Origin of the sequence: Stakelama marina (genome assembly GCF_018122655.1) — a bacterium.
In the GTDB taxonomy this organism is placed as follows: domain Bacteria; phylum Pseudomonadota; class Alphaproteobacteria; order Sphingomonadales; family Sphingomonadaceae; genus Sphingomonas; species Sphingomonas marina.
On the sequence record NZ_JAGRQC010000003.1, the window covers coordinates 353,174 to 370,729 of the forward strand.

Annotated in this window: 19 protein-coding genes; 18 read left to right on the plus strand and 1 reads right to left on the minus strand. The window is 65.5% G+C overall.

What is annotated here, in order from left to right:
- Nucleotides 1-4: 4 nt before the first annotated feature.
- Together J7S20_RS11510 and J7S20_RS11515 are read left to right on the plus strand one after the other, a co-directional pair.
- Nucleotides 5-745, plus strand: a complete 741-nt coding sequence (locus J7S20_RS11510) for a FliA/WhiG family RNA polymerase sigma factor (protein WP_430980944.1) — start codon at nucleotides 5-7, stop codon at nucleotides 743-745.
- A gap of 76 nt (nucleotides 746-821) precedes the next feature.
- Nucleotides 822-2,207 carry a M28 family metallopeptidase gene (locus J7S20_RS11515; protein ID WP_284054372.1) on the plus strand — a complete coding sequence of 462 codons (1,386 nt, stop codon included), beginning with the start codon at nucleotides 822-824 and terminating at the stop codon, nucleotides 2,205-2,207.
- A gap of 138 nt (nucleotides 2,208-2,345) precedes the next feature.
- On the opposite strand, the gene J7S20_RS11520 is transcribed toward J7S20_RS11515, so the two are convergent.
- Nucleotides 2,346-3,344, minus strand: a complete 999-nt coding sequence (locus J7S20_RS11520) for a flagellin N-terminal helical domain-containing protein (protein ID WP_284054373.1) — start codon at nucleotides 3,342-3,344, stop codon at nucleotides 2,346-2,348.
- A gap of 280 nt (nucleotides 3,345-3,624) precedes the next feature.
- Here J7S20_RS11520 and J7S20_RS11525 point away from each other — a divergent pair, with 280 nt between their 5' ends.
- Genes J7S20_RS11525 through J7S20_RS11600 form a run of 16 tightly spaced genes read left to right on the plus strand, consistent with a single transcriptional unit; the run spans nucleotide 3,625 to nucleotide 17,526 of the window.
- Entirely contained in the window at nucleotides 3,625-4,875 is a 1,251-nt protein-coding gene (locus J7S20_RS11525; RefSeq protein WP_284054374.1) for a sigma-54 interaction domain-containing protein, read from the plus strand.
- Entirely contained in the window at nucleotides 4,872-5,243 is a 372-nt protein-coding gene (fliE, locus tag J7S20_RS11530; RefSeq protein WP_284054375.1) for a flagellar hook-basal body complex protein FliE, read from the plus strand. Before J7S20_RS11525 ends, fliE begins: the two co-directional genes overlap by 4 nt.
- A gap of 3 nt (nucleotides 5,244-5,246) precedes the next feature.
- Complete coding sequence (fliF, locus tag J7S20_RS11535) at nucleotides 5,247-6,938, plus strand: flagellar basal-body MS-ring/collar protein FliF (RefSeq protein WP_347709235.1); 1,692 nt, start codon at nucleotides 5,247-5,249, stop codon at nucleotides 6,936-6,938.
- Entirely contained in the window at nucleotides 6,935-7,942 is a 1,008-nt protein-coding gene (gene fliG / locus J7S20_RS11540) for a flagellar motor switch protein FliG (RefSeq protein WP_284054376.1), read from the plus strand. Before fliF ends, fliG begins: the two co-directional genes overlap by 4 nt.
- Nucleotides 7,935-8,684: a FliH/SctL family protein gene (locus tag J7S20_RS11545; RefSeq protein ID WP_284054377.1), complete on the plus strand. Its 750-nt coding sequence runs from the start codon at nucleotides 7,935-7,937 to the stop codon at nucleotides 8,682-8,684. Before fliG ends, J7S20_RS11545 begins: the two co-directional genes overlap by 8 nt.
- Nucleotides 8,678-10,009 (plus strand): FliI/YscN family ATPase, encoded by a 1,332-nt coding sequence (locus tag J7S20_RS11550; protein WP_284054378.1) that lies wholly within the window; start codon nucleotides 8,678-8,680, stop codon nucleotides 10,007-10,009. The genes J7S20_RS11545 and J7S20_RS11550 overlap by 7 nt, the downstream gene beginning before the upstream one ends.
- The gene (locus J7S20_RS11555; protein WP_284054379.1) at nucleotides 10,002-10,430 is read left to right on the plus strand and encodes a hypothetical protein; all 429 of its coding nucleotides are present in this window, start codon (nucleotides 10,002-10,004) and stop codon (nucleotides 10,428-10,430) included. Before J7S20_RS11550 ends, J7S20_RS11555 begins: the two co-directional genes overlap by 8 nt.
- A gap of 33 nt (nucleotides 10,431-10,463) precedes the next feature.
- Nucleotides 10,464-12,380 (plus strand): flagellar hook-length control protein FliK, encoded by a 1,917-nt coding sequence (locus J7S20_RS11560; RefSeq protein ID WP_284054380.1) that lies wholly within the window; start codon nucleotides 10,464-10,466, stop codon nucleotides 12,378-12,380.
- 14 nt (nucleotides 12,381-12,394) lie between these two features.
- Nucleotides 12,395-13,021, plus strand: coding sequence for a flagellar basal body-associated FliL family protein (locus J7S20_RS11565; RefSeq protein WP_284054381.1), 627 nt, complete (start codon nucleotides 12,395-12,397; stop codon nucleotides 13,019-13,021).
- Nucleotides 13,022-13,027: 6 nt separating this feature from the next.
- Nucleotides 13,028-13,978 carry a flagellar motor switch protein FliM gene (locus J7S20_RS11570; protein WP_284054382.1) on the plus strand — a complete coding sequence of 317 codons (951 nt, stop codon included), beginning with the start codon at nucleotides 13,028-13,030 and terminating at the stop codon, nucleotides 13,976-13,978.
- Nucleotides 13,975-14,274 (plus strand): flagellar motor switch protein FliN, encoded by a 300-nt coding sequence (fliN, locus tag J7S20_RS11575; RefSeq protein ID WP_284054383.1) that lies wholly within the window; start codon nucleotides 13,975-13,977, stop codon nucleotides 14,272-14,274. The genes J7S20_RS11570 and fliN overlap by 4 nt, the downstream gene beginning before the upstream one ends.
- A complete protein-coding gene (locus tag J7S20_RS11580; protein ID WP_284054384.1) occupies nucleotides 14,271-14,525 on the plus strand; it encodes a flagellar biosynthetic protein FliO in 255 nt (84 codons plus the stop codon). The genes fliN and J7S20_RS11580 overlap by 4 nt, the downstream gene beginning before the upstream one ends.
- 1 nt (nucleotide 14,526) lies before the next feature.
- On the plus strand, nucleotides 14,527-15,342 hold the full coding sequence (fliP, locus tag J7S20_RS11585; RefSeq protein WP_284054385.1) for a flagellar type III secretion system pore protein FliP: 816 nt from the start codon (nucleotides 14,527-14,529) through the stop codon (nucleotides 15,340-15,342).
- A 5-nt stretch (nucleotides 15,343-15,347) separates the two neighbouring features.
- A complete protein-coding gene (gene fliQ / locus J7S20_RS11590; RefSeq protein ID WP_284054386.1) occupies nucleotides 15,348-15,617 on the plus strand; it encodes a flagellar biosynthesis protein FliQ in 270 nt (89 codons plus the stop codon).
- A 2-nt stretch (nucleotides 15,618-15,619) separates the two neighbouring features.
- Nucleotides 15,620-16,390, plus strand: coding sequence for a flagellar biosynthetic protein FliR (gene fliR / locus J7S20_RS11595; protein ID WP_284054387.1), 771 nt, complete (start codon nucleotides 15,620-15,622; stop codon nucleotides 16,388-16,390).
- Nucleotides 16,390-17,526 carry an EscU/YscU/HrcU family type III secretion system export apparatus switch protein gene (locus tag J7S20_RS11600; RefSeq protein ID WP_284054388.1) on the plus strand — a complete coding sequence of 379 codons (1,137 nt, stop codon included), beginning with the start codon at nucleotides 16,390-16,392 and terminating at the stop codon, nucleotides 17,524-17,526. The genes fliR and J7S20_RS11600 overlap by 1 nt, the downstream gene beginning before the upstream one ends.
- Nucleotides 17,527-17,556 lie beyond the last annotated feature (30 nt).

A 17,556-nucleotide genomic window follows, 5' to 3' on the forward strand; every position in this document is an offset into this window, starting at 1 on the left:
CATGATGCACGCCAAATTCACCGCGGCGGACGCCTATACCTATGACCGCGCCGGGCACAGCCACCGCGATGCCGATGCCATGGCGCGCGAGCATCTGCCGCTGGTGCGCCGGATCGCGTGGCACATCCACGGGTCGATGAGCGGCATCGTCGAGGTCGAGGATCTGATTCAGATCGGCCTCGTCGCGCTGGTCGAAGCGGTCGCGACCTTCGAAGATCGCGGGCAGGTGACGTTCGAACAATATCTCTCGACGCGGCTCAGGGGTGCGATGATCGACGAATTGCGCCGTCAGGCGACGCTGACGCGCGGCGCGATGCAGCGCAAACGCGTCTATGCCAGGACCGTTGAACAGCTCTCGCGCGATCTCGATCGCGTTCCGACCGATGAAGAGGTTGCCGCAAAGCTTGGCGTTACGACCGAGAAGCTGCGCATCGAATATGCCAGTGCCGAGCCGCTCCGCTTCGATCCGATAGAGGACGTCTATACCGATGAGGGGCCGTGGTTCATGGACGATGCGCCCGACGCGTTCGAACAGCTCGCCGATGCCGATATCCGCGACGCGCTGGTCGATGCGATCGGCGCCCTGCCCGAGCGCGAGGCGCAGGTGATCCAGCTGTATTATGTCGAGGAACTCAACCTCGAAGAGATCGGCCAGGTGATCGGCGTCGGCGCCGCGCGCGTGTGCCAGATCAAGAAGTCGGCGCATGACCGGCTGAAGCGGGGCCTGCAACGCCGGTTCGGCTGAACCGTCAGGACAGGCTTGCGAACGCCCGCAATAGCCCTAGGGTCCGGTCAGGATCGGATACCGGGGGCATTTCCTGATGAACAAAGCGATTTTTCTCGCCGTGGCTGCGGTTATGGTCAGTCCCGGCGTACCGGCGTTCGCGCAAAGCGCGCCCGTCGCAACCGCCGCGCCGGCGAAGGACTGGGTGGTGAAGCCGCAATGGATTGCCGCGCACGAGCGGTTCCTCGCCGGTCCCGAGCTTCGCGGACGCGGCAGCGCCACGCATGACGAGGCGGTTGCCGCCGCCTATGTCGCCTCGCAATTCGAAGGCTATGGTCTCCATCATGCGCCGGGCATGGACCGATATGTCCAGCAGGCGAAGATCGTGCGGCTCGGCCTTGACGGTGCTGCGCAGCTTGGCGTGGCGGGCAAGCCGGTTGATGGCGCCGCGCTGCTGATCGGCGATGGCCGCGAGGCGACGGGCACGCTGGCGGTGTTTTCGGGCGACGACCTCGCTGCGCTTCCCGATACCGACATCATCGCGATCGACAGCGACAATATCAGCGCCTTCGATGCCTATCGCGCCGCCAGCGCCAAGGGCGCGCGGCTGGTGATCGTCAAGGCGGATGAACAGACGAAGCGCCTGTCGGAGCGGTTTGGCGGTCGCGCGCGGATGCCCTCCTATCTCGAAGGTGCCGAGCCCGAGCAGGCGACGTCGCTGGTGACCGTCCCGGCCGAGGCGATGAAGGCGCTGGCCGCCGCCGGCGGTCAGGCGGTCGCGTTCAGCCTTCCCGGCCTGGTGCGCGACACGAAGGTCACGACCAATGCGGTCGGATATCTGCCGGGAAGCGATCCGCAGGCGGGCGTGATCCTGTTTTCGGCGCATCTCGACCATCTGGGGATGCGGCCCGACGGAACGATGATGCCGGGTGCGAACGACGATGCGTCGGGAACGACGGCGGTTCTCGAACTGGCGCACGCGCTGGCCGCGGGCAAGCAGCACCGCCGCGGCATCCTGTTCGTCGCCTATGGCAGCGAGGAAATCGGCGGGTTCGGCTCGAAATATTTCGGCGCGCACCCGCCGGTGCCGCTCGACGACATCATTGCCAATATCGAGGTGGAGATGATCGGCGCGCAGGATCCGAAACTGCCCGACGGTACGATGATGATGACCGGGTTCGGCCGGTCGAACCTGGGGCCGGCGCTCGCCGCGCACGGTGCGCTGGTAACGAAGGACCCCTATCCCGAGCAGCATTTCTTCCAGCGCTCGGACAATTATTCGCTCGCGCTGAAAGGCGTCGTTGCGCACACGATTTCGGGCTGGGCGGTGGTGCCGACCTATCATTCGCCCAAGGACACGATCGGCAATCTCGACATCGGCTTCATGGCGAAGGCGATCCAGTCGCTGATCGGCCCCGCGCGCTGGCTTGCCGACAGCGACTTCGAACCCGAATGGAATCCGGGCGGCCGGCCGAAGGAGTAACGCGCCGCCGCGTTCCAAAAAGCCGAAAGCCCCGGCGGTTGGTACCGCCGGGGCTCCCTCACGCACCCCTTGCGGGAAGCGCTGGCCCGGATCCGCCGCCCATATCGGGGGGAGGCGGCGGGGCCGGATATATGCGACTTAGCGCAGGAGCTGCAGCACGCCCTGCTGGCTCTGGTTCGCCTGGGCGAGCATCGCGGTCGAAGCCTGCGACAGGATCTGCGCCTTGGCGAGGTTGGTTGTTTCGGTCGAGAAGTCGGCATCCTCGATACGGCTGCGCGCATCGGTCAGGTTTGTGACGTTCGACGTCAGGTTGTTTGCCGCGGACTGAAGGCGGTTTTGGGTCGCGCCTAAGCCAGCCCGGACCGTATTAACGGTGGTCAGCATTGCATCGGAAAACAAGATGGCATTGCTGGCGTCCGTCGACGTCGTAACCGAGATTCCCGTTTTCGTATCGTCCGCGACGGCAATCTTACTTTTGGCGGCGGTGATCGCGACGGAGGTGCCGATATCATCAACTGTCCAAGCGGTGATCCCGTCCGCCGACCCCCCAACTGCGACGTCGGCAGCCGTAACCACGTGAGCGGGGTCGTCCGCTGCCGCCACTTGCTTGTAGCCCTTTGTCAGAGCAGTCGTATCAAGATTTCCGACGGTCAAATCTACCGTTTCACCACTGTTGGCTCCGACCTGAATCTTGGTTGTGACGCCGGTACCACCATTGCTTGTATCGAATAGCGCCACACCGTTGAACTTCGTATTCGACAGTACGCTGCTGATCTGATCCCGGAGCTGGGTAACTTCGGTCTGCAGGTTGGCTCGATCATCGCTCCCGTAAGTGCCTGAGGCGGATTGCACAGCAAGTTCGCGGATACGCTGCAGCATGTTGGTGACTTCGCCGAGCGAACCTTCGGCGGTCTGCGCCATCGAGATGCCGTCATTGGCGTTGCGAACCGCCTGGCTCATACCGCGGATCTGCGAGGTCATCGATGTTGAGATGGCGAGGCCGGCCGCGTCGTCCTTGGCCGAGTTGATGCGCTTGCCGGTCGACAGGCGCTCCATGCTCGTCTGCAGCGAAAGATTCGCCGTAGTCGAGGCGTTGGCGGCGCGAACGGCGCCGATATTGGTTCCGATAACAGTCATTTTGCGTGTCTCCGTTCTACCTTCGGCTTCCTGCGCGTTCCCCCCAAGCGATGCGGGAGCCCGAGTAGCCAGATGGTGAAACGACCGCTTGCGCCCACGATTAAGCAATTTTGTCGCTGGTCGAAAAAAAGACGCAAATTCCGCACCTAAAGGCACGTGCGCGCTCTACGCGGGGGCGGGCGCGGGTATTATTCGGCAAAAAAATCGTGCGTGTACGGCATAGTTTACGGCTTGTTTACCACGGCCCGGGCATTCCTTGCCTCCGTAAGGGGGACACCGAATGCCAGCGATCTTTCCGTCAGCCGCAGTTCTCGAGAGCCATTACACGCTCGTGTCCGCGCTCCGTGCGCAGGGCTTCGAAGCCGCGTCGCTCGACGATCGCAAGCCCGTTTCGGGCGATCTGTTTCTGATCGCAGAGGGTGAACAGCCGCCGGTAGCGGCGCGCACGCTGATCCTTTCGCACGCCGAACGGGCCAGCGCCTCGCCATTTGCCGATGGCAAGCCGGCACGCCTCGCCTATCCGGCAGAGGACGCCGCCATCGCCAACGGCATGGCCAGCGCGCTGCTCAGCAGCCCCGGCGCACCCGTTGCCGCCGACCCCGAAAGCCTCGCGCTGCTGTCGCTTGCAGAGCGGGTGGCCGGCGCCGACATCACGGTTCTCATCAACGGCCCGACCGGCACCGGCAAGGAAGTGTTGGCCCGCGCGATCCACAATGGCTCTCCGCGCAAGGATGCTCCGTTCGTCGCGATCAACTGCGCGGCGCTTCCCGAAACGATGCTCGAAGCGCTGCTGTTCGGCCACCAGAAGGGCGCTTTCACCGGCGCTTCGTCGGGCGGCGAAGGGTTTTTCCGCGCCGCCGACGGCGGTACGTTGCTGCTCGACGAGATCGCCGAAATGCCGATCCAGCTTCAGGCCAAGCTGCTCCGCGCGTTGCAGGAGCGCGAGGTCGTTCCGATCGGCAGCACTGAGGCGGTGCCCGTCAATGTCCGCGTCATCGCCTGCGCCAACCGCGATCTTCAGGCCGAGGTGGCGGAAGGCCGCTTCCGCGCCGACCTCTACTACCGACTGAGCGTCTTTCCGCTGACCACGCGTCCGCTGTGCGAGCGTCCGGGCGACGTAGCCGCGCTCGCCGCGGCGATGGTGGTGCGCCACGGCGCCAGGCGCGAGACGCTGCCGTGGCTTTCGCCCGCAGCGCTCGACCTTCTGCAAAAGCATGACTGGCCCGGCAATGTCCGCGAGCTTGAAAACGTCATCCAGCGCGCCCTGCTGCTCGCCGGTGACGAACGGATCGAGGCGCCCGACATCATTTTCGACCGCGCATCGCGTCCGGCCCAGCCCGAACAACCGGCGAAGCTTTCGAACATCGTCCAGCTGTCCGAATTCCAGGCGATCCGCGAAACGCTCGCGGCGTGTGGCGGCAGCCGGGTCGAGACCGCGAAGCGGCTGGGAATTTCAGAGCGCACGCTGCGCTACCGCCTCGCCAAGGCACGCGAACAGGGTGAGGATATCGCCCGGGCGGTGTCGGCATGACCAGTCCGGTGGGAAGCGCCGGCGCGATGGGCGTCGACCGCGTGATGGCGCTGCGCTCGCAAATCCTCGAACGCAATGCCGCGCTGCAACGCGCGAACAGCAGCACCGGGGTCTCGGGTACCGAGGCCGCCAAGCCGGCGACCGGCGCGGCGAGCTTCACCGATGCGTTTGAAGGCGCGCTGAAAAACGTCAACGACAGCCAGGCCAAGGCCGGCGAATTGTCTGCCGCCTATGAGCGCGGCGAAACCGTCGACATCGCCAAGGTCATGCTCGCCCGCCAGAAGGCGTCGGTCGGGTTCGAGGCGACGTTGCAGGTCAGGAACAAGCTTCTGTCCGCATATAAGGACATCATGAGCATGCCGGTCTAATCGATGGAACAGCAACTCGCACCCGCCGCCGGGCCAGCTCCCGAAAACGGCCCCGGAACCGCACTGGGAATGGCCAATCCGCTGAAGCAGATCGGCGGCTTCGTCTCGCAGCCCGCGGTGAAGCGCAGCCTGCCGCTGATCTTCATGATCGGCCTCGTCATCGCGGCGGGGCTCGCCTATCTTTCGCTCCGCACGCCGTCGCAGCGCATCCTGTTCGCCAACCTGCCCGATTCGGACAAGGCAGCGGTCAGCCAGGCGCTCGAGACCGCCGGTATTGACAGCCATTTCGACAATGCCGGGTCGATCACCGTCGCGCAGGACGAATATCACAAGGCGCGCATGCTGCTCGCGTCGCAGGACCTGCCCAAGGCGGCGCCGGGCGGATACCAGATTCTCGACGACCTTCCGATGGGCGTCAGCCGCGCGGTCGAGGGCGAGCGGCTTCGCCAGGCGCGCGAGAGCGAAATCGCCAAATCGATCGAAGAGATCGATGCGGTCGCCGATGCGCGCGTCCACCTCGCGGTGCCCGAATCGACCGTCTTCGTGCGCGACAACGACGCACCGTCGGCGTCGGTCATTCTGCGGTTGCAGCCGGGCCGAGCGCTCAGCGACGCGCAGGTGCGCTCGATCATCAACCTCGTCGCCTCTTCGGTGCCGGGGATGAAGCCCGATGCCGTCACCATCGTCGATCAGATGGGCACGCTGCTCAGCCAGTCCGACGGCGACGACAGCGCCGCGGCGGCGGGCGATGCGCGTATCGCCTATCAGGCGCGTATCGAGGACAAATATCGTCAGCAGCTTACCAAGCTGCTGACGCCGCTCGTCGGTGCGGGAAACTTCTCGGCCGAGATTCAGGCTGATGTCGATCTCGACGAAAATCAGGCGACGCGCGAATCCTATGACAAGGACGGTCTTCTGCGTGCCGAACAGGGCAACTGGACCGGAAAGGCCGATGCGGCCGATTCTCCCGGCGGCATCCCCGGCGCACTGTCGAACACCCCGCCCGCGCCCGCGACCGCGAAACCGGCGAGCCAGCAACAGGCGGCGCCTGCGGCAGCCATCGGCGCGGGCACGACCGCGACCGATGCCAATGGCGTTCAGAAGACCAGCGAGGATTTCGCCCGCACCTATGAACGCGGCAAGGAAATCTCGGTTACCCGCGCCATGCCCGGCGATATCAAGCGCCTGTCGGTCGCCGTGCTGCTGCGCGACCCGGAGGGCGGCAAGCCGCGGACCAAGGCGGAAATCCAGCAGATTACCGACCTTGTTCGCGCAGCGGTCGGTTACGACCAGTCGCGCGGCGACCAGGTGACCGTCATCAGCCGCAAATTCTCCCCGAGCGCGACCGAGGTCGACAAGCCCGCCTGGTACGACGCCGAATGGCTGCCGATGGTCCTGCGCAACGTTACCGCGCTCGTCATCGCGCTGCTCGTGCTGCTGCTCGGCGTGCGTCCGTTGTCGAAGGCACTGCTCAAGAAGCGCGACGAGGCATCGCGCCCGGCGCTGCCGATGGCCGGCGGCAAGGCCAATGTCGAGCGCGAGACGCCCGGCGAACAACCTGTCAGCATCGACATGCTCGCTTCTGCCCGCAGCTATGACGACCGGGTCGGACTGGTCCGCGGCTTCACCCGCGACAATCCTGCCCGCGCCGCACTTGCCGTGCGCGACATGATCCAGGCGGAAGCAAAGGGATGAACGCGCCCGCCCGTACCTTCAGCGGTGTCGAACGCGCCGCCGTGCTGATGATGCTGGTCGGCGAGGAAGAAGCCGCCCAGATCCTCCAGAAGCTCGACCCCGAAGAGGTTCGCGAGCTCGGCAAGGCGATGTTCGCCGTTGCCGATGTCAGCGAAACCGATGTCGAGGCGGTGCTCGACGATTTCGTCGGGCGCGCGGTCGAGCGGACCGCGATCGGCTTCGACCCGCGGCCCAAGATCCAGACGATGATGACCCGCGCGCTCGGCCCCGAAAAGGCCGAAAGCGTGCTGGCGCGCATCACCCCGCCCGAGGCGGCATGCGAGATCGACCTGCTCGACTGGCTCGAACCCGCCGATATCGCATCGCTGATCGAGGACGAACATCCGCAGATCGCGGCCGTCCTGATCGCCAATCTCGACCCGGCGGTGGCGGCACAGGTTCTCGAAATCCTGCCCGATGCGATGCAGCCGCAGATTCTTCACCGCGTCGCGCGCCTCGGCCCGATCACGCCCGAGGCGATCGAGACACTGAAATCGATGCTGTCGCGGCGCATCGGCAACGCGCAGACACCCGCCGGCGTGCAGCTTGGCGGCACGCGCGACGCCGCCAAGATCCTGTCGAGCGCGCGCAAGGCCACCGAAGCGCGCGTCATGCCCAAGCTTGCCAAGATCGACCGCGAGGCGGCCAAGGCGATCGAGGAGGCGATGTTCGTGTTCGACAATCTGCTCGAACTCGACGACAAGAATCTCGGCATCCTCATCCGCAATATCGAGACCGATACGCTGGTCCGTGCGCTGAAGGGCGTCGACGAAGAGGCGCGAGAACGCTTCCTCGGCTGCATGTCGAGCCGCGCCGCCGACGGCATCCGCGACGAGATGGAAGCGCGTGGCCCGATGCGCCTGACAGAGGTGCTCGACGCGCAGAAGGTCATCATCGCCAGCGCCCGCGGCCTCGCCAAGGACGGCACCATCATCATGGGCGGAGGCGACGACGACTATGTCTGATTTCGCGCCGGGCTTTGCCAGCCGTCACGACAGCGCCGGCGACGCGCTGCAGCGCGCCTTCGGCGTCCTGCCAGACTTCGCCCCGCACGATATCGGCGCCAGCGCGCGCGACCGGGCTCCGGCACCGAAGCACTTTTCGCCGGAAGCCGCCGGACCACAGCATTTTGCGCCCGCAGATCGCAAGCAGAACCCGACCCAGGGCTGGGACCCGTTCAACCCGGACGTTTCGCAGGACGATGCCGCGGGTCAGTTCACCGATCCGGTGGCCGCGGCGAAGGAAGCGGGCATTGCCGAAGGGCGCGCCCAGGCATTTGCCGAAATGGCCACCGCCAACGACCGCGACCAGCAATTGCTGATGGAACTGCGCGCAGCGCTTGGCGAGCGCAGCCATTTCGACCGCGATACCTTTGCACGCCATCTGCGCCAGGCGGTCGTGCATCTGGTCACGCGCATCGTTGGCGAGGTCGGCGTCGAGGGCGAATTGCTCACGCGCAGGATCGAAGCCGCCGCCGAACTTCTTGCCGACAGCGCCGAATCGGCGATGCTGCGGCTTCATCCCGACGACGTTCCGCTGGTCGAAGGTGCGCTCCCGAAGACCGTATTCCCGGTCGGCGATTCGAACATCGCGCGGGGCAGCTTCGCGCTCGAATCGGCATCGACCGTCGTCGAGGACGGGCCCGATCTGTGGCTCGAACAGCTTGGCGCGGCGCTCGACCGCGTGGCGGTGCCGCCGGCATGCTGAGTCGCTTTGCGGACGATTATCTGGGCGCGCTGGGAAACCATGACTTCCGGCCGCAGCCCAAGATTTCGGGCCGGCTCGCCTCCTATGACGGCATGTTGATGGAAGCGGTGGGCCTTTCGCTGCCGGTGGGGACGGTCTGCGCGATCGACGGCACCGGCGGGCAGCGCGTGGAGGCGGAGGTGATCGGCTTTCGCGCCGGCCGCACGCTGTTGATGAATCTGGGCGGCCCGGCCGCACTTCTTCCCAACTCGCCGGTGCGACCGGTTGGTCCGCCGGGAGAGGCGGAGGTCGGCTCTGCGCTGCTCGGCCGCGTCGTCGATGGTTCCGGCAAGCCCATCGACGGGCTCGGCACGATCCGCGGCGCGGGGCACTGGCCGCTTGCCGGGCAGATGCAGAATCCGCTCGATCGTGGCCGTGTCTTGAAGCCGATGGATGTCGGCGTGCGCGCGATCAACGGCCTGCTGACCATCGGTCAGGGGCAGCGTGTCGGCATCATGGCCGGTTCGGGCGTCGGCAAATCGGTGCTGCTCGGCATGATCGTGCGCGCCGCCGAAGCCGATGTCGTCGTCGTCGGCCTGATCGGTGAGCGCAGCCGCGAGGTCGCGGATTTTCTCGAGACCAAGATTTCGGGCGAAGCGCGCAAGCGCTCGGTCGTCGTTGCCGTGCCCGCCAACCATTCTCCCGTTCTGCGCATTCGCGGGGCGCTGCGCGCGACCGCGATCGCCGAATCCTTCCGCGCCGAGGGCAAGAAGGTGCTGCTCATCATGGACAGCCTGACGCGCGTCGCCCATGCGGGGCGGGAGATCGGGCTCGCGCTCGGCGAACCCGCGTCGGCGCGCGGCTATCCGCCGTCCGCCATCGCGATGCTGCCGAGCCTGATCGAGCGTGCGGGTACATGCGTATCGTCGGGCGGTTCGATTACCGCGATCTATACCGTGCTCGCCGATGGCGATGACGGCAACGATCCTGTCGTCGATTCGGCGCGTTCGATCCTCGACGGCCACATCGTCCTGTCGCGCCATCTGGCCGAACAGGGCGTCTATCCGGCGATCGATCTCGGCCCGTCGGTCAGCCGCGTGATGACCGACATCGCCGCAAAGGACCATGTCGCCGCCGCGCGCGTGCTGCGCCGGCACCTCGCGACCTATGAGGAAAATCGCGACCTCATTCTGATGGGCGCGTACAAGGCCGGGGCCGATCCCGCGATCGACGCCGCGCTCGCCTGTCATCCGGCGGTGATGGAATATATCAAGCAGGACGCTGACGCTGTCGTGCCGCTCCCCGAAGCCATTGCAGAGCTGACCGGCGTTTTCGGTGATGGCTGATCGCGCGAAGAAGCGTCTCGACCGGCTTCACCGTGTCCGCTCGCTCCAGCTAGACCTCGTCCGCATGGACGAGATGCGCGCGGCCGAACGTGTCGCCAATGAGGAAAAGCTGCGCGACCGGATCGCGCAGCTCAGCGCGTCGGTCGCACCGGCCTCGACGCCGACAGAGGCGACGAGCCTGATCGCGGCGGCGCATTATCGCGACCGGTTGAGCCAGTCCGCCCAGGCCGCCAGCCACCGGCTCCAGATGGCCGAGCGCGGCCTCGACCTGGCACGCGAGCGCACACAGGAAGCGTGGCGCGACCAGAGCGCCATCGAAAAGCTGATCGAACGCGCGCAAGACGCCGCCGCCGATCGCGCGCGCCGTGCGCTCGAAGCGCTTCCCGGTGAAGCGCGGAAGAAACGGCACGATCCTTGCTGATTGAACCGTCGAACGAAACGACGGGATGCGCGAATGATCCAGATTGCGATGTCGGGCCTATCGAAGGTTGCAGGCGCGTCGCTGCCCGCGGGTGCCAGCGCCATGTCGGCGCGCGGCTTTTCGCTTGCGCTCGCGCTGCCCGGCAAGGGTGCCGCCTCGCCAGATAGCGCGGCAACGAACCCCGGCGGGAAGCCGGCCATCATCGCTGACAAACGGCAAGATATTGCCGGGAGCGGCATCGTGTTGCCGGAAGCCGTGTCGACACAGGCCGATGCGCCCACCGACCCGCTCGACGACGGCACCCGCCATCATATTCATTCGGATGATGCGCAAAACATCGCGTTCGGCTGGTTGCCGGTACCCGCGGCAGCCGCTGATGGCCCCAAGGGGGCGCCGGCAAATGCCGTAACGCGGCTGAAAGCGACGACGGCGATTGGCGTCGCCCCCATCGCCGCTCGGCTGCATGCGCACACCGAAGATGCCGTTGAACCGGCACCCGAGGCTTCGAGCGATTCCAGTCGCGATGCACGGCCCGTTTCGGACCAATCGACACAGTCGCCGAAGAGCGAAGCCGCCGCGAAGCCGGCCGCGTCATCGCATCCCGATACATCGGACGTTGAAAGCGATCCTGTTCCAAAAAGTACTTCAGCCAAGCAGGGCCGTGGGGCGGTGCAGACGCTCGACGTTGCTGCGCACCGCATCCATCACGAACCGATGTCGGTCAACGGCGACGAACCGGCGCATGCCGCGCGAAACTCGAAAGGGAAGCCAAGCGCAAAACCACTTCGACCGGACCCGCATGGACAGACGCCAGAGCGTGCTTCCCGGTCTGTCCCAGCCCCGGCGCTGACGCCGGTAAGCGATGCTACGTCACCGTCGAAATCTTCACATGCGCCACTCGCAACCGGGCAGTCTGTGTCGCGAGCGGATGTGGTTCGGGCCGCCAGACATGCCGATGCGATAGCGCCCGAGGATTCAGTGCGTCAGCCCTCCGCCGCAACTGGCCCGACCGTCGATCCGGCAGGAGCTGCAAAGATCGTCGCGAAATCTGCAGAGGAAACCGCGCCGCCACCCGTTCGCGAACCGCGTTCCGACGGCTCTGGCACTCGACAGCCAGCCGCGGCCACCGATGCCCGGTCGGTTTCGGCGAAGGCTGATATGCCAGCCGTCTTGGCGGGTGCGGTGCATTCTACCGACCACCAGGCGCGACTCGCACCATCCGCCAATCCCCATTCGGTGGCTCCTGACCCGCGCCATGCTGCGCCATCGCATCGGGTGGCCGACGACCGGCAGAACGCTGCGGTCCCGCCGCTGGCGCTTCGTTCGGTTTCAGCGCCTCCGTCAGTTGTTGCATCCGCTTCCCCGGCGCTTCCGTACGCCTTTGCCGAGGCAATGCGCGCCAGCGCCGACCAGCGGCAGACGGTCCGTATCGCCGCACCCGGCAGCGGTGGCGACGATGCGAAGCTCAGTGCGGTTCTGGGGGCGCATCACAGCGCGGCCACCGACCCGGCGAGCGCGGTTACCGCCGCCGCCAATTCGGGGCAGCAACCGCCGCTCGACCTGCGTCAGGACCAGGGCCTGCAACACATGATCGACCGGATCGAGGCGCTGAAGACCGAAAATGGCGGGCAGGATGCGAAGATCCGGCTTGCGCCCGACGCGCTCGGCACCGTCGATATCGCCGTACGCCGCGACGGCGACAAGCTCCATGTCCATTTCACCGCGCACGAAGCAGCGGCGCGCACCGTCATCGCCGATGCCGCGCCGCGCCTGACCGAACTCGCCGATGCGCGCGGCGTGAAGCTGGGACAGACCACCGTCGATGCCGGCACGTCGGGCCACAGCCAGCAATCGAACCACGAGGCGCCGCAACAGCAGCCGGGTCGGCACAACCGCCTCGCCCGGCCTGACGGCGCGTCACCCGAACCGAACGACAACCGTATTGCCTAAAGGGAACCAGTATCATGGCGGATAGCGACAACGCGAAGGACACGGCGGAGCCGAAGAAGAAAAAGAAGGGGCTGAAGATGATCGGCCTGATCGCTGGCGTGCTGGTGCTCGCCGGCGGCGGTGCGGGGGCGGGCATCTATGCCGCGCAGTCGGGTATGTTGTCGGCGGCTCCGCACGCGGCGGTGCCCGATACGCCGCAGCTCGTGCCCAAGTCCGAGGAAAAGCGCGCGTCCGCAGGCGGCGAAGGCGAAGCGGGCGGCGAAGGCGGTGGTGAGGGCACCGGGCACGGCATGGCCACGCCCGCCGGCAGCGGTGGCGACCGCTATGCCTCCAATTATTACGCGATGGACAAGGAGTTCACCTCCAACCTGCAGGACAGCGTCCATTTCATCCAGGTCGGTGTCGCGATCTCGACGCCTTATGACGACCGCGTCATCGACAATCTGAAAACGCATGAAATTGCCGTGCGTTCGGCGATCCTGATGTCGCTTGGCCAGACCAGCGAGGATCAGGTTTTCACGGTCGAGGGCAAGCGCCAGCTTCAGCAGCGGCTGAAGAAGGCGATCAACGACACGCTGAAAGAAAAAGAAGGCTTTGGCGGCGTTAGTAACGTCTACTTTACCAATTTTGTTGTTCAGTGACCGTGCATGGTTAACGCTGATTCACCAACCGAGGCGCCCGAACGGCGAAAGCGCCCCAGAGCCGAGTCCGGACACACGCCCGTACTCGGTGAGGCGAACCTGAATCCGTTCGGCGACCTCCATACGCTCCAGCATCTGTCGGCGCGGCTCGCCAAGTCGCTGCGCGGCGTGTTCGAGCCGCTGCTGCGCCGCGCCGTTCGCGGCTGGGCGGAGCCGGTCAGCGTACAACGATTTTCCGATTACTGCGCCGAACGCGAACAGGGGCTGACCGCATGGCTGCCGCTGGCGATCGCTCCGACCGGCGGCCAGGCGCTGTTCGTCATCGACGGTCGTTCGGTGCTCGAGCTGCTCGATCTGTTCTTCGGCGGCAACGGCGATACGCCGAGCACGCTGCCCAACGAATTCTCGCCGGCGGCTGAAGCGATGGTCCAGCGCCTTGCGCGGATGGTGATCGACCCGCTGCAACGCGCGTGGGAGCCGGTCACCAAGCTGACCTTCGAAGCGACCAATGTCGAAATCAATCCGGCGCTGCTGTCGGCACTCGACGGCGATGATCCGATGGTCGTCACCCGGTTCGGCCTGGCGTCGGAAGGCGGCAAGCCGTCCTTTGTCGATCTGATCTATCCGGTCGCGGCGCTGAAGCCGCACGGCGCGTCCTTGAATGCCAAGGTTCACGGCCGCAGCGCCGAGCCCGATCCGAAATGGAATCACGGGCTGACGCGCGTGGCGATGGGCGTGAAGTTCGAGGTCCGCTCCGTACTGGCCGAACCGAAGATCACGCTCGGCAAGCTGATGGACCTGAAGGAAGGCGACGTAATCCCCATCCATTTCGGCCCGAACGTGCCGGTGATGGTCGCCAATAACCGGTTCGGAACCGGCACCGTGGGCACCGCCAACGGCCACGCCGCGATCCGCATCCAGGAAATCGAACATTTCGACGAAGAGGACTTCCAATGAACGAGATGACTGGAGGCGTTCCGGCCGACGGTGCCGTGGCGGCCAATTTCCGGCTGCTGCAGGATGTCGAGGTCAAGCTGACCGTCGAGATCGGTTCGACGCACCTGACGCTGCGCGAGCTGCTGGCGCTCGGTGAATCGAGCGTCATCGAGCTCGATCGTCAGGCCAACGAACTGCTCGACCTGTTCGTCAACGGCACGCTGATCGGGCGCGGCGAAGTCGTCACCGTCGGCGACCGTTTCGGCATCCGCATGACCGAGCTGGTCAGCCCCGAAAAGCGGATCGCCCGCGCATGATGTGGGCCTATGTCCTGAAGCTTGTCGTACTGCTGCCGCTCGTCTGCGGCCTGTTGATCGCGTGTCTGTGGGCATGGCGCAAGCTCGAGGCGCGGATGCCCGGCCAGCAGGGCGAAAAGATGATCCAGGTCAAGGAAACGATGATGGTGTCGGCGGGTACCCGCCTTGCCGTGGTCGAGTTCGAAGGTCGCCGCCTGCTCCTGTCCGTCGCGCGCGGCGGCGTCACCCTGATCGACAAGGCCGACCGCTAGCATGTCGCACGCGCTTTCCCCCCGGCGCTTTCTGCCCCTTCTGATCGCAATCCTCTTCGCGGTCCTGATCGCGCATCCCGCGCTTGCCCAGACCGCGCCCGCAGCGCCTGCCGATCCGGCACAAGGCGTCGGCGGCGCGCTCGACCGTGCGCTGGGCGATCTCGGCAGCAACCAGGGCGGCGATGCGCCGCTCGCACTGTCGCTGCAGATCCTCATCATCATGGGGCTGCTGTCGATCCTGCCCGGCATCCTGCTGATGATGACCAGCTTCACGCGGATCATCATCGTGCTCGCGGTGCTGCGTCAGGCGCTGGGGCTTCAGCAGACTCCGCCCAATCAGGTGCTTGTCGGGCTGGCGCTGTTCCTCAGCCTGTTCGTGATGTCGCCGACGATTTCGAAGATCAACCAGCAGGCGATCCAGCCCTATTCCGACGGCCAGATCAACGCGACCCAGATGATAAAGGCCGGCGGCGCGCCGCTTCACGACTTCATGATAAAGCAGACGCGCAACAAGGACATCACCATGTTCGCCGGCATGGCCAAGAGCGGTCCCTACGCCTCTACCGCCGATGTGCCCTATGCCGTGCTGCTGCCCGCATTCGTCACGAGCGAGCTCAAGACCGCGTTCCAGATCGGGTTCCTGATCTTCCTGCCGTTCATCATCATCGATCTCGTCGTCGCGACGGTCCTCATGTCGCTGGGTATGATGATGCTGTCTCCGACGATCATATCGCTGCCGTTCAAGCTCCTGCTGTTCGTTCTCGTCGACGGCTGGGCGCTGACGATGGGCAGCCTCGCCAACAGCTTCGTGAGCTAGCGGAGATGGACGCCGATTATTTCCTCACCATCGGCCGTCAGGCCTTGTGGGTGCTCGCGCTCGTCTCGGCGCCGGTGCTGATTCCGGCGCTGCTGACCGGCCTGATCGTCGGCATGGTGCAGGCGGCGACCTCGATCAACGAACAGACGCTGTCCTTCATTCCGAAGCTCATCGTCGTCGCCATATCGCTCGCGATATTCGGCGCCATGATGATCGGCCTGCTGAGCGATTTCACGCTGTCGATCTTCGAACGCATTCCCGATCTCGTGCGGTAGCGATGCTCGGCTTCGGCCTCTCGATCGAGCCGCAGCTCTGGGCGCTGATCTTCACGATGGTGCGGATCGGCGCCGCGTTCGTGGCGGCGCCCGTGTTCGGCGCGGTTTCGGTGCCCTTGCCGGTGCGTATCGCGCTGTCGGGATCGATCGCGATCCTGGCGATGAACACCGCGCATATCCAGCCGCCCGATCAGGTCTTTGCGCTCGCGACCTTCCTGTCGGTGGCGGGCGAGGTGCTGATCGGCCTCGCGCTCGGCTTCATCCTCCAGATCGCATTCGCCGCGCCGATGGTGGCGAGCGAGGCGATCGGCATTTCGATGGGCATCGGCTTTGCCACCACCGTCGATCCGCAGCACGGCACGTCGACGCCCGCGCTCGGCAACTTCCTGTCGATCCTGCTGACGCTGCTGTTCCTGTCGGTGAACGGCCATCTGGTGCTCGTCGAACTTGTCGTGCGCAGCTACACGCTGCTCCCGCCGGGCGCCTGGCTCGCGCCGAGCCAGTTCGAGAATATCGTCATTTTCGGCGGCTATGCCTTTCTCGCCGGTCTGCTGCTCGCGCTGCCGGTCGGCTTTCTGCTGCTGTGCCTCAATATCGTCGTCGGGATGCTGTCGCGGTCCGCGCCTGCGCTCAACCTGTTCGCGGTGGGCCTTCCCGCCAGCCTGTTCGTCGGCGTCATCGCGCTGCTCGTCGCCATGCCGGCGATGGGCGACTACATGCTCGTCATAATCCGCGAAGGGCTTGAGGCGACGCGGCATCTGGTGCTCGGCTGATGTCCGAAAGCGCCGGCGAAAAGACGGAAGCACCGACACCAAAGCGCCTCAAAAAGGCGCGCGATGACGGTGACATATTACGATCCAAGGACTTTGCGACAGCGGTTGCGGTGCTGGTCGGTTGCGGCTGGCTGGCGATGCTCGGACCCTCGCTGATTACCGCATGCAAATCGGTGATGACGGCCTGTTTCACCTTCGACCGTGGCGACGTGGTCGATTTCGAACCGCTCCGGCCGCTTGCATCGGCGGGGTGGCGGTTGCTGCCCTCGCTCGGGGTGCTGGCGGCGGTGTCGGTTGTCGTCGCGATCGCCGGACAGGCGGTGCTCAGCGGCGTTAGCTTCAACGGAAAACTGCTCGCGCCCAAACCCTCACGGCTCAATCCGGGCTCGGGCATCAAGAAGATTTTCGGGCCGCAAGGATGGATCGAACTCGGCAAATCACTCCTGAAGGTTGTGCTGCTCGGTTCGATCGGCTTCACCATGCTCTGGTCCACCGCGCATCATGCGATGGGCCTCGTCTCCTCGGACGTCGAAGGCGCGGTATCCGCGCTGGGCGGTGACTTCATCGCGCTTCTCTTCGCGATGTCGGGCGGACTGGTGCTGATCGCCGCGATCGACCTGCCCATCGCCATCTTCCGCCGGTCGAGCAAGCTCAAGATGAGCAAGCAGGAGGTGAAGGACGAGCACAAGGAAAATGAAGGTTCGCCCGAAGCCAAACAGGCGCAGCGTGGCAAGCAGCGCGAAATTCTGAAACGCTCGTTCCGCAAGGCGGTGGCAGAGGCGCATGTCGTGCTCACCAACCCGACGCACTTCTCGGTCGCGCTACGCTATAGCTCGGGCAGCGATCAGGTGCCGGTCGTCGTCGCCAAGGGGCGCGGCGAAACCGCGCTTGCGATCCGCGAGCTCGCGAAGGAGTTCGAGGTGCCGACGCTCGAATATCCGATGCTGGCGCGTGCGGTCTATTTCACCAGCCGCGAGGGACAGGAAATCCGCGACGATCTGTATCAGGCGATCGCCGTCGTTCTCGCCTTCGTGTTCAACGTCAACGATCAGGCGTCCAGGGGACAACCGCCCGTCGACGTGCCGACCACGGCGCGGTTCGACGAAAACGGCAACGCGCTGGAGCAGAACCGCTAAAGCGACGCGAACTACGGTCGTTCTTCGACG

Coding starts and splice junctions, on each gene's coding strand:
- J7S20_RS11510 (WP_430980944.1), top strand. CDS start 5: ATGCACGCCAAATTCACCGCGGCGGACGCCTATACCTATGACCGCGCC.
- J7S20_RS11515 (WP_284054372.1), top strand. CDS start 822: ATGAACAAAGCGATTTTTCTCGCCGTGGCTGCGGTTATGGTCAGTCCC.
- J7S20_RS11520 (WP_284054373.1), bottom strand. CDS start 3,344: ATGACTGTTATCGGAACCAATATCGGCGCCGTTCGCGCCGCCAACGCC.
- J7S20_RS11525 (WP_284054374.1), top strand. CDS start 3,625: ATGCCAGCGATCTTTCCGTCAGCCGCAGTTCTCGAGAGCCATTACACG.
- fliE (WP_284054375.1), top strand. CDS start 4,872: ATGACCAGTCCGGTGGGAAGCGCCGGCGCGATGGGCGTCGACCGCGTG.
- fliF (WP_347709235.1), top strand. CDS start 5,247: ATGGAACAGCAACTCGCACCCGCCGCCGGGCCAGCTCCCGAAAACGGC.
- fliG (WP_284054376.1), top strand. CDS start 6,935: ATGAACGCGCCCGCCCGTACCTTCAGCGGTGTCGAACGCGCCGCCGTG.
- J7S20_RS11545 (WP_284054377.1), top strand. CDS start 7,935: ATGTCTGATTTCGCGCCGGGCTTTGCCAGCCGTCACGACAGCGCCGGC.
- J7S20_RS11550 (WP_284054378.1), top strand. CDS start 8,678: ATGCTGAGTCGCTTTGCGGACGATTATCTGGGCGCGCTGGGAAACCAT.
- J7S20_RS11555 (WP_284054379.1), top strand. CDS start 10,002: ATGGCTGATCGCGCGAAGAAGCGTCTCGACCGGCTTCACCGTGTCCGC.
- J7S20_RS11560 (WP_284054380.1), top strand. CDS start 10,464: ATGATCCAGATTGCGATGTCGGGCCTATCGAAGGTTGCAGGCGCGTCG.
- J7S20_RS11565 (WP_284054381.1), top strand. CDS start 12,395: ATGGCGGATAGCGACAACGCGAAGGACACGGCGGAGCCGAAGAAGAAA.
- J7S20_RS11570 (WP_284054382.1), top strand. CDS start 13,028: ATGGTTAACGCTGATTCACCAACCGAGGCGCCCGAACGGCGAAAGCGC.
- fliN (WP_284054383.1), top strand. CDS start 13,975: ATGAACGAGATGACTGGAGGCGTTCCGGCCGACGGTGCCGTGGCGGCC.
- J7S20_RS11580 (WP_284054384.1), top strand. CDS start 14,271: ATGATGTGGGCCTATGTCCTGAAGCTTGTCGTACTGCTGCCGCTCGTC.
- fliP (WP_284054385.1), top strand. CDS start 14,527: ATGTCGCACGCGCTTTCCCCCCGGCGCTTTCTGCCCCTTCTGATCGCA.
- fliQ (WP_284054386.1), top strand. CDS start 15,348: ATGGACGCCGATTATTTCCTCACCATCGGCCGTCAGGCCTTGTGGGTG.
- fliR (WP_284054387.1), top strand. CDS start 15,620: ATGCTCGGCTTCGGCCTCTCGATCGAGCCGCAGCTCTGGGCGCTGATC.
- J7S20_RS11600 (WP_284054388.1), top strand. CDS start 16,390: ATGTCCGAAAGCGCCGGCGAAAAGACGGAAGCACCGACACCAAAGCGC.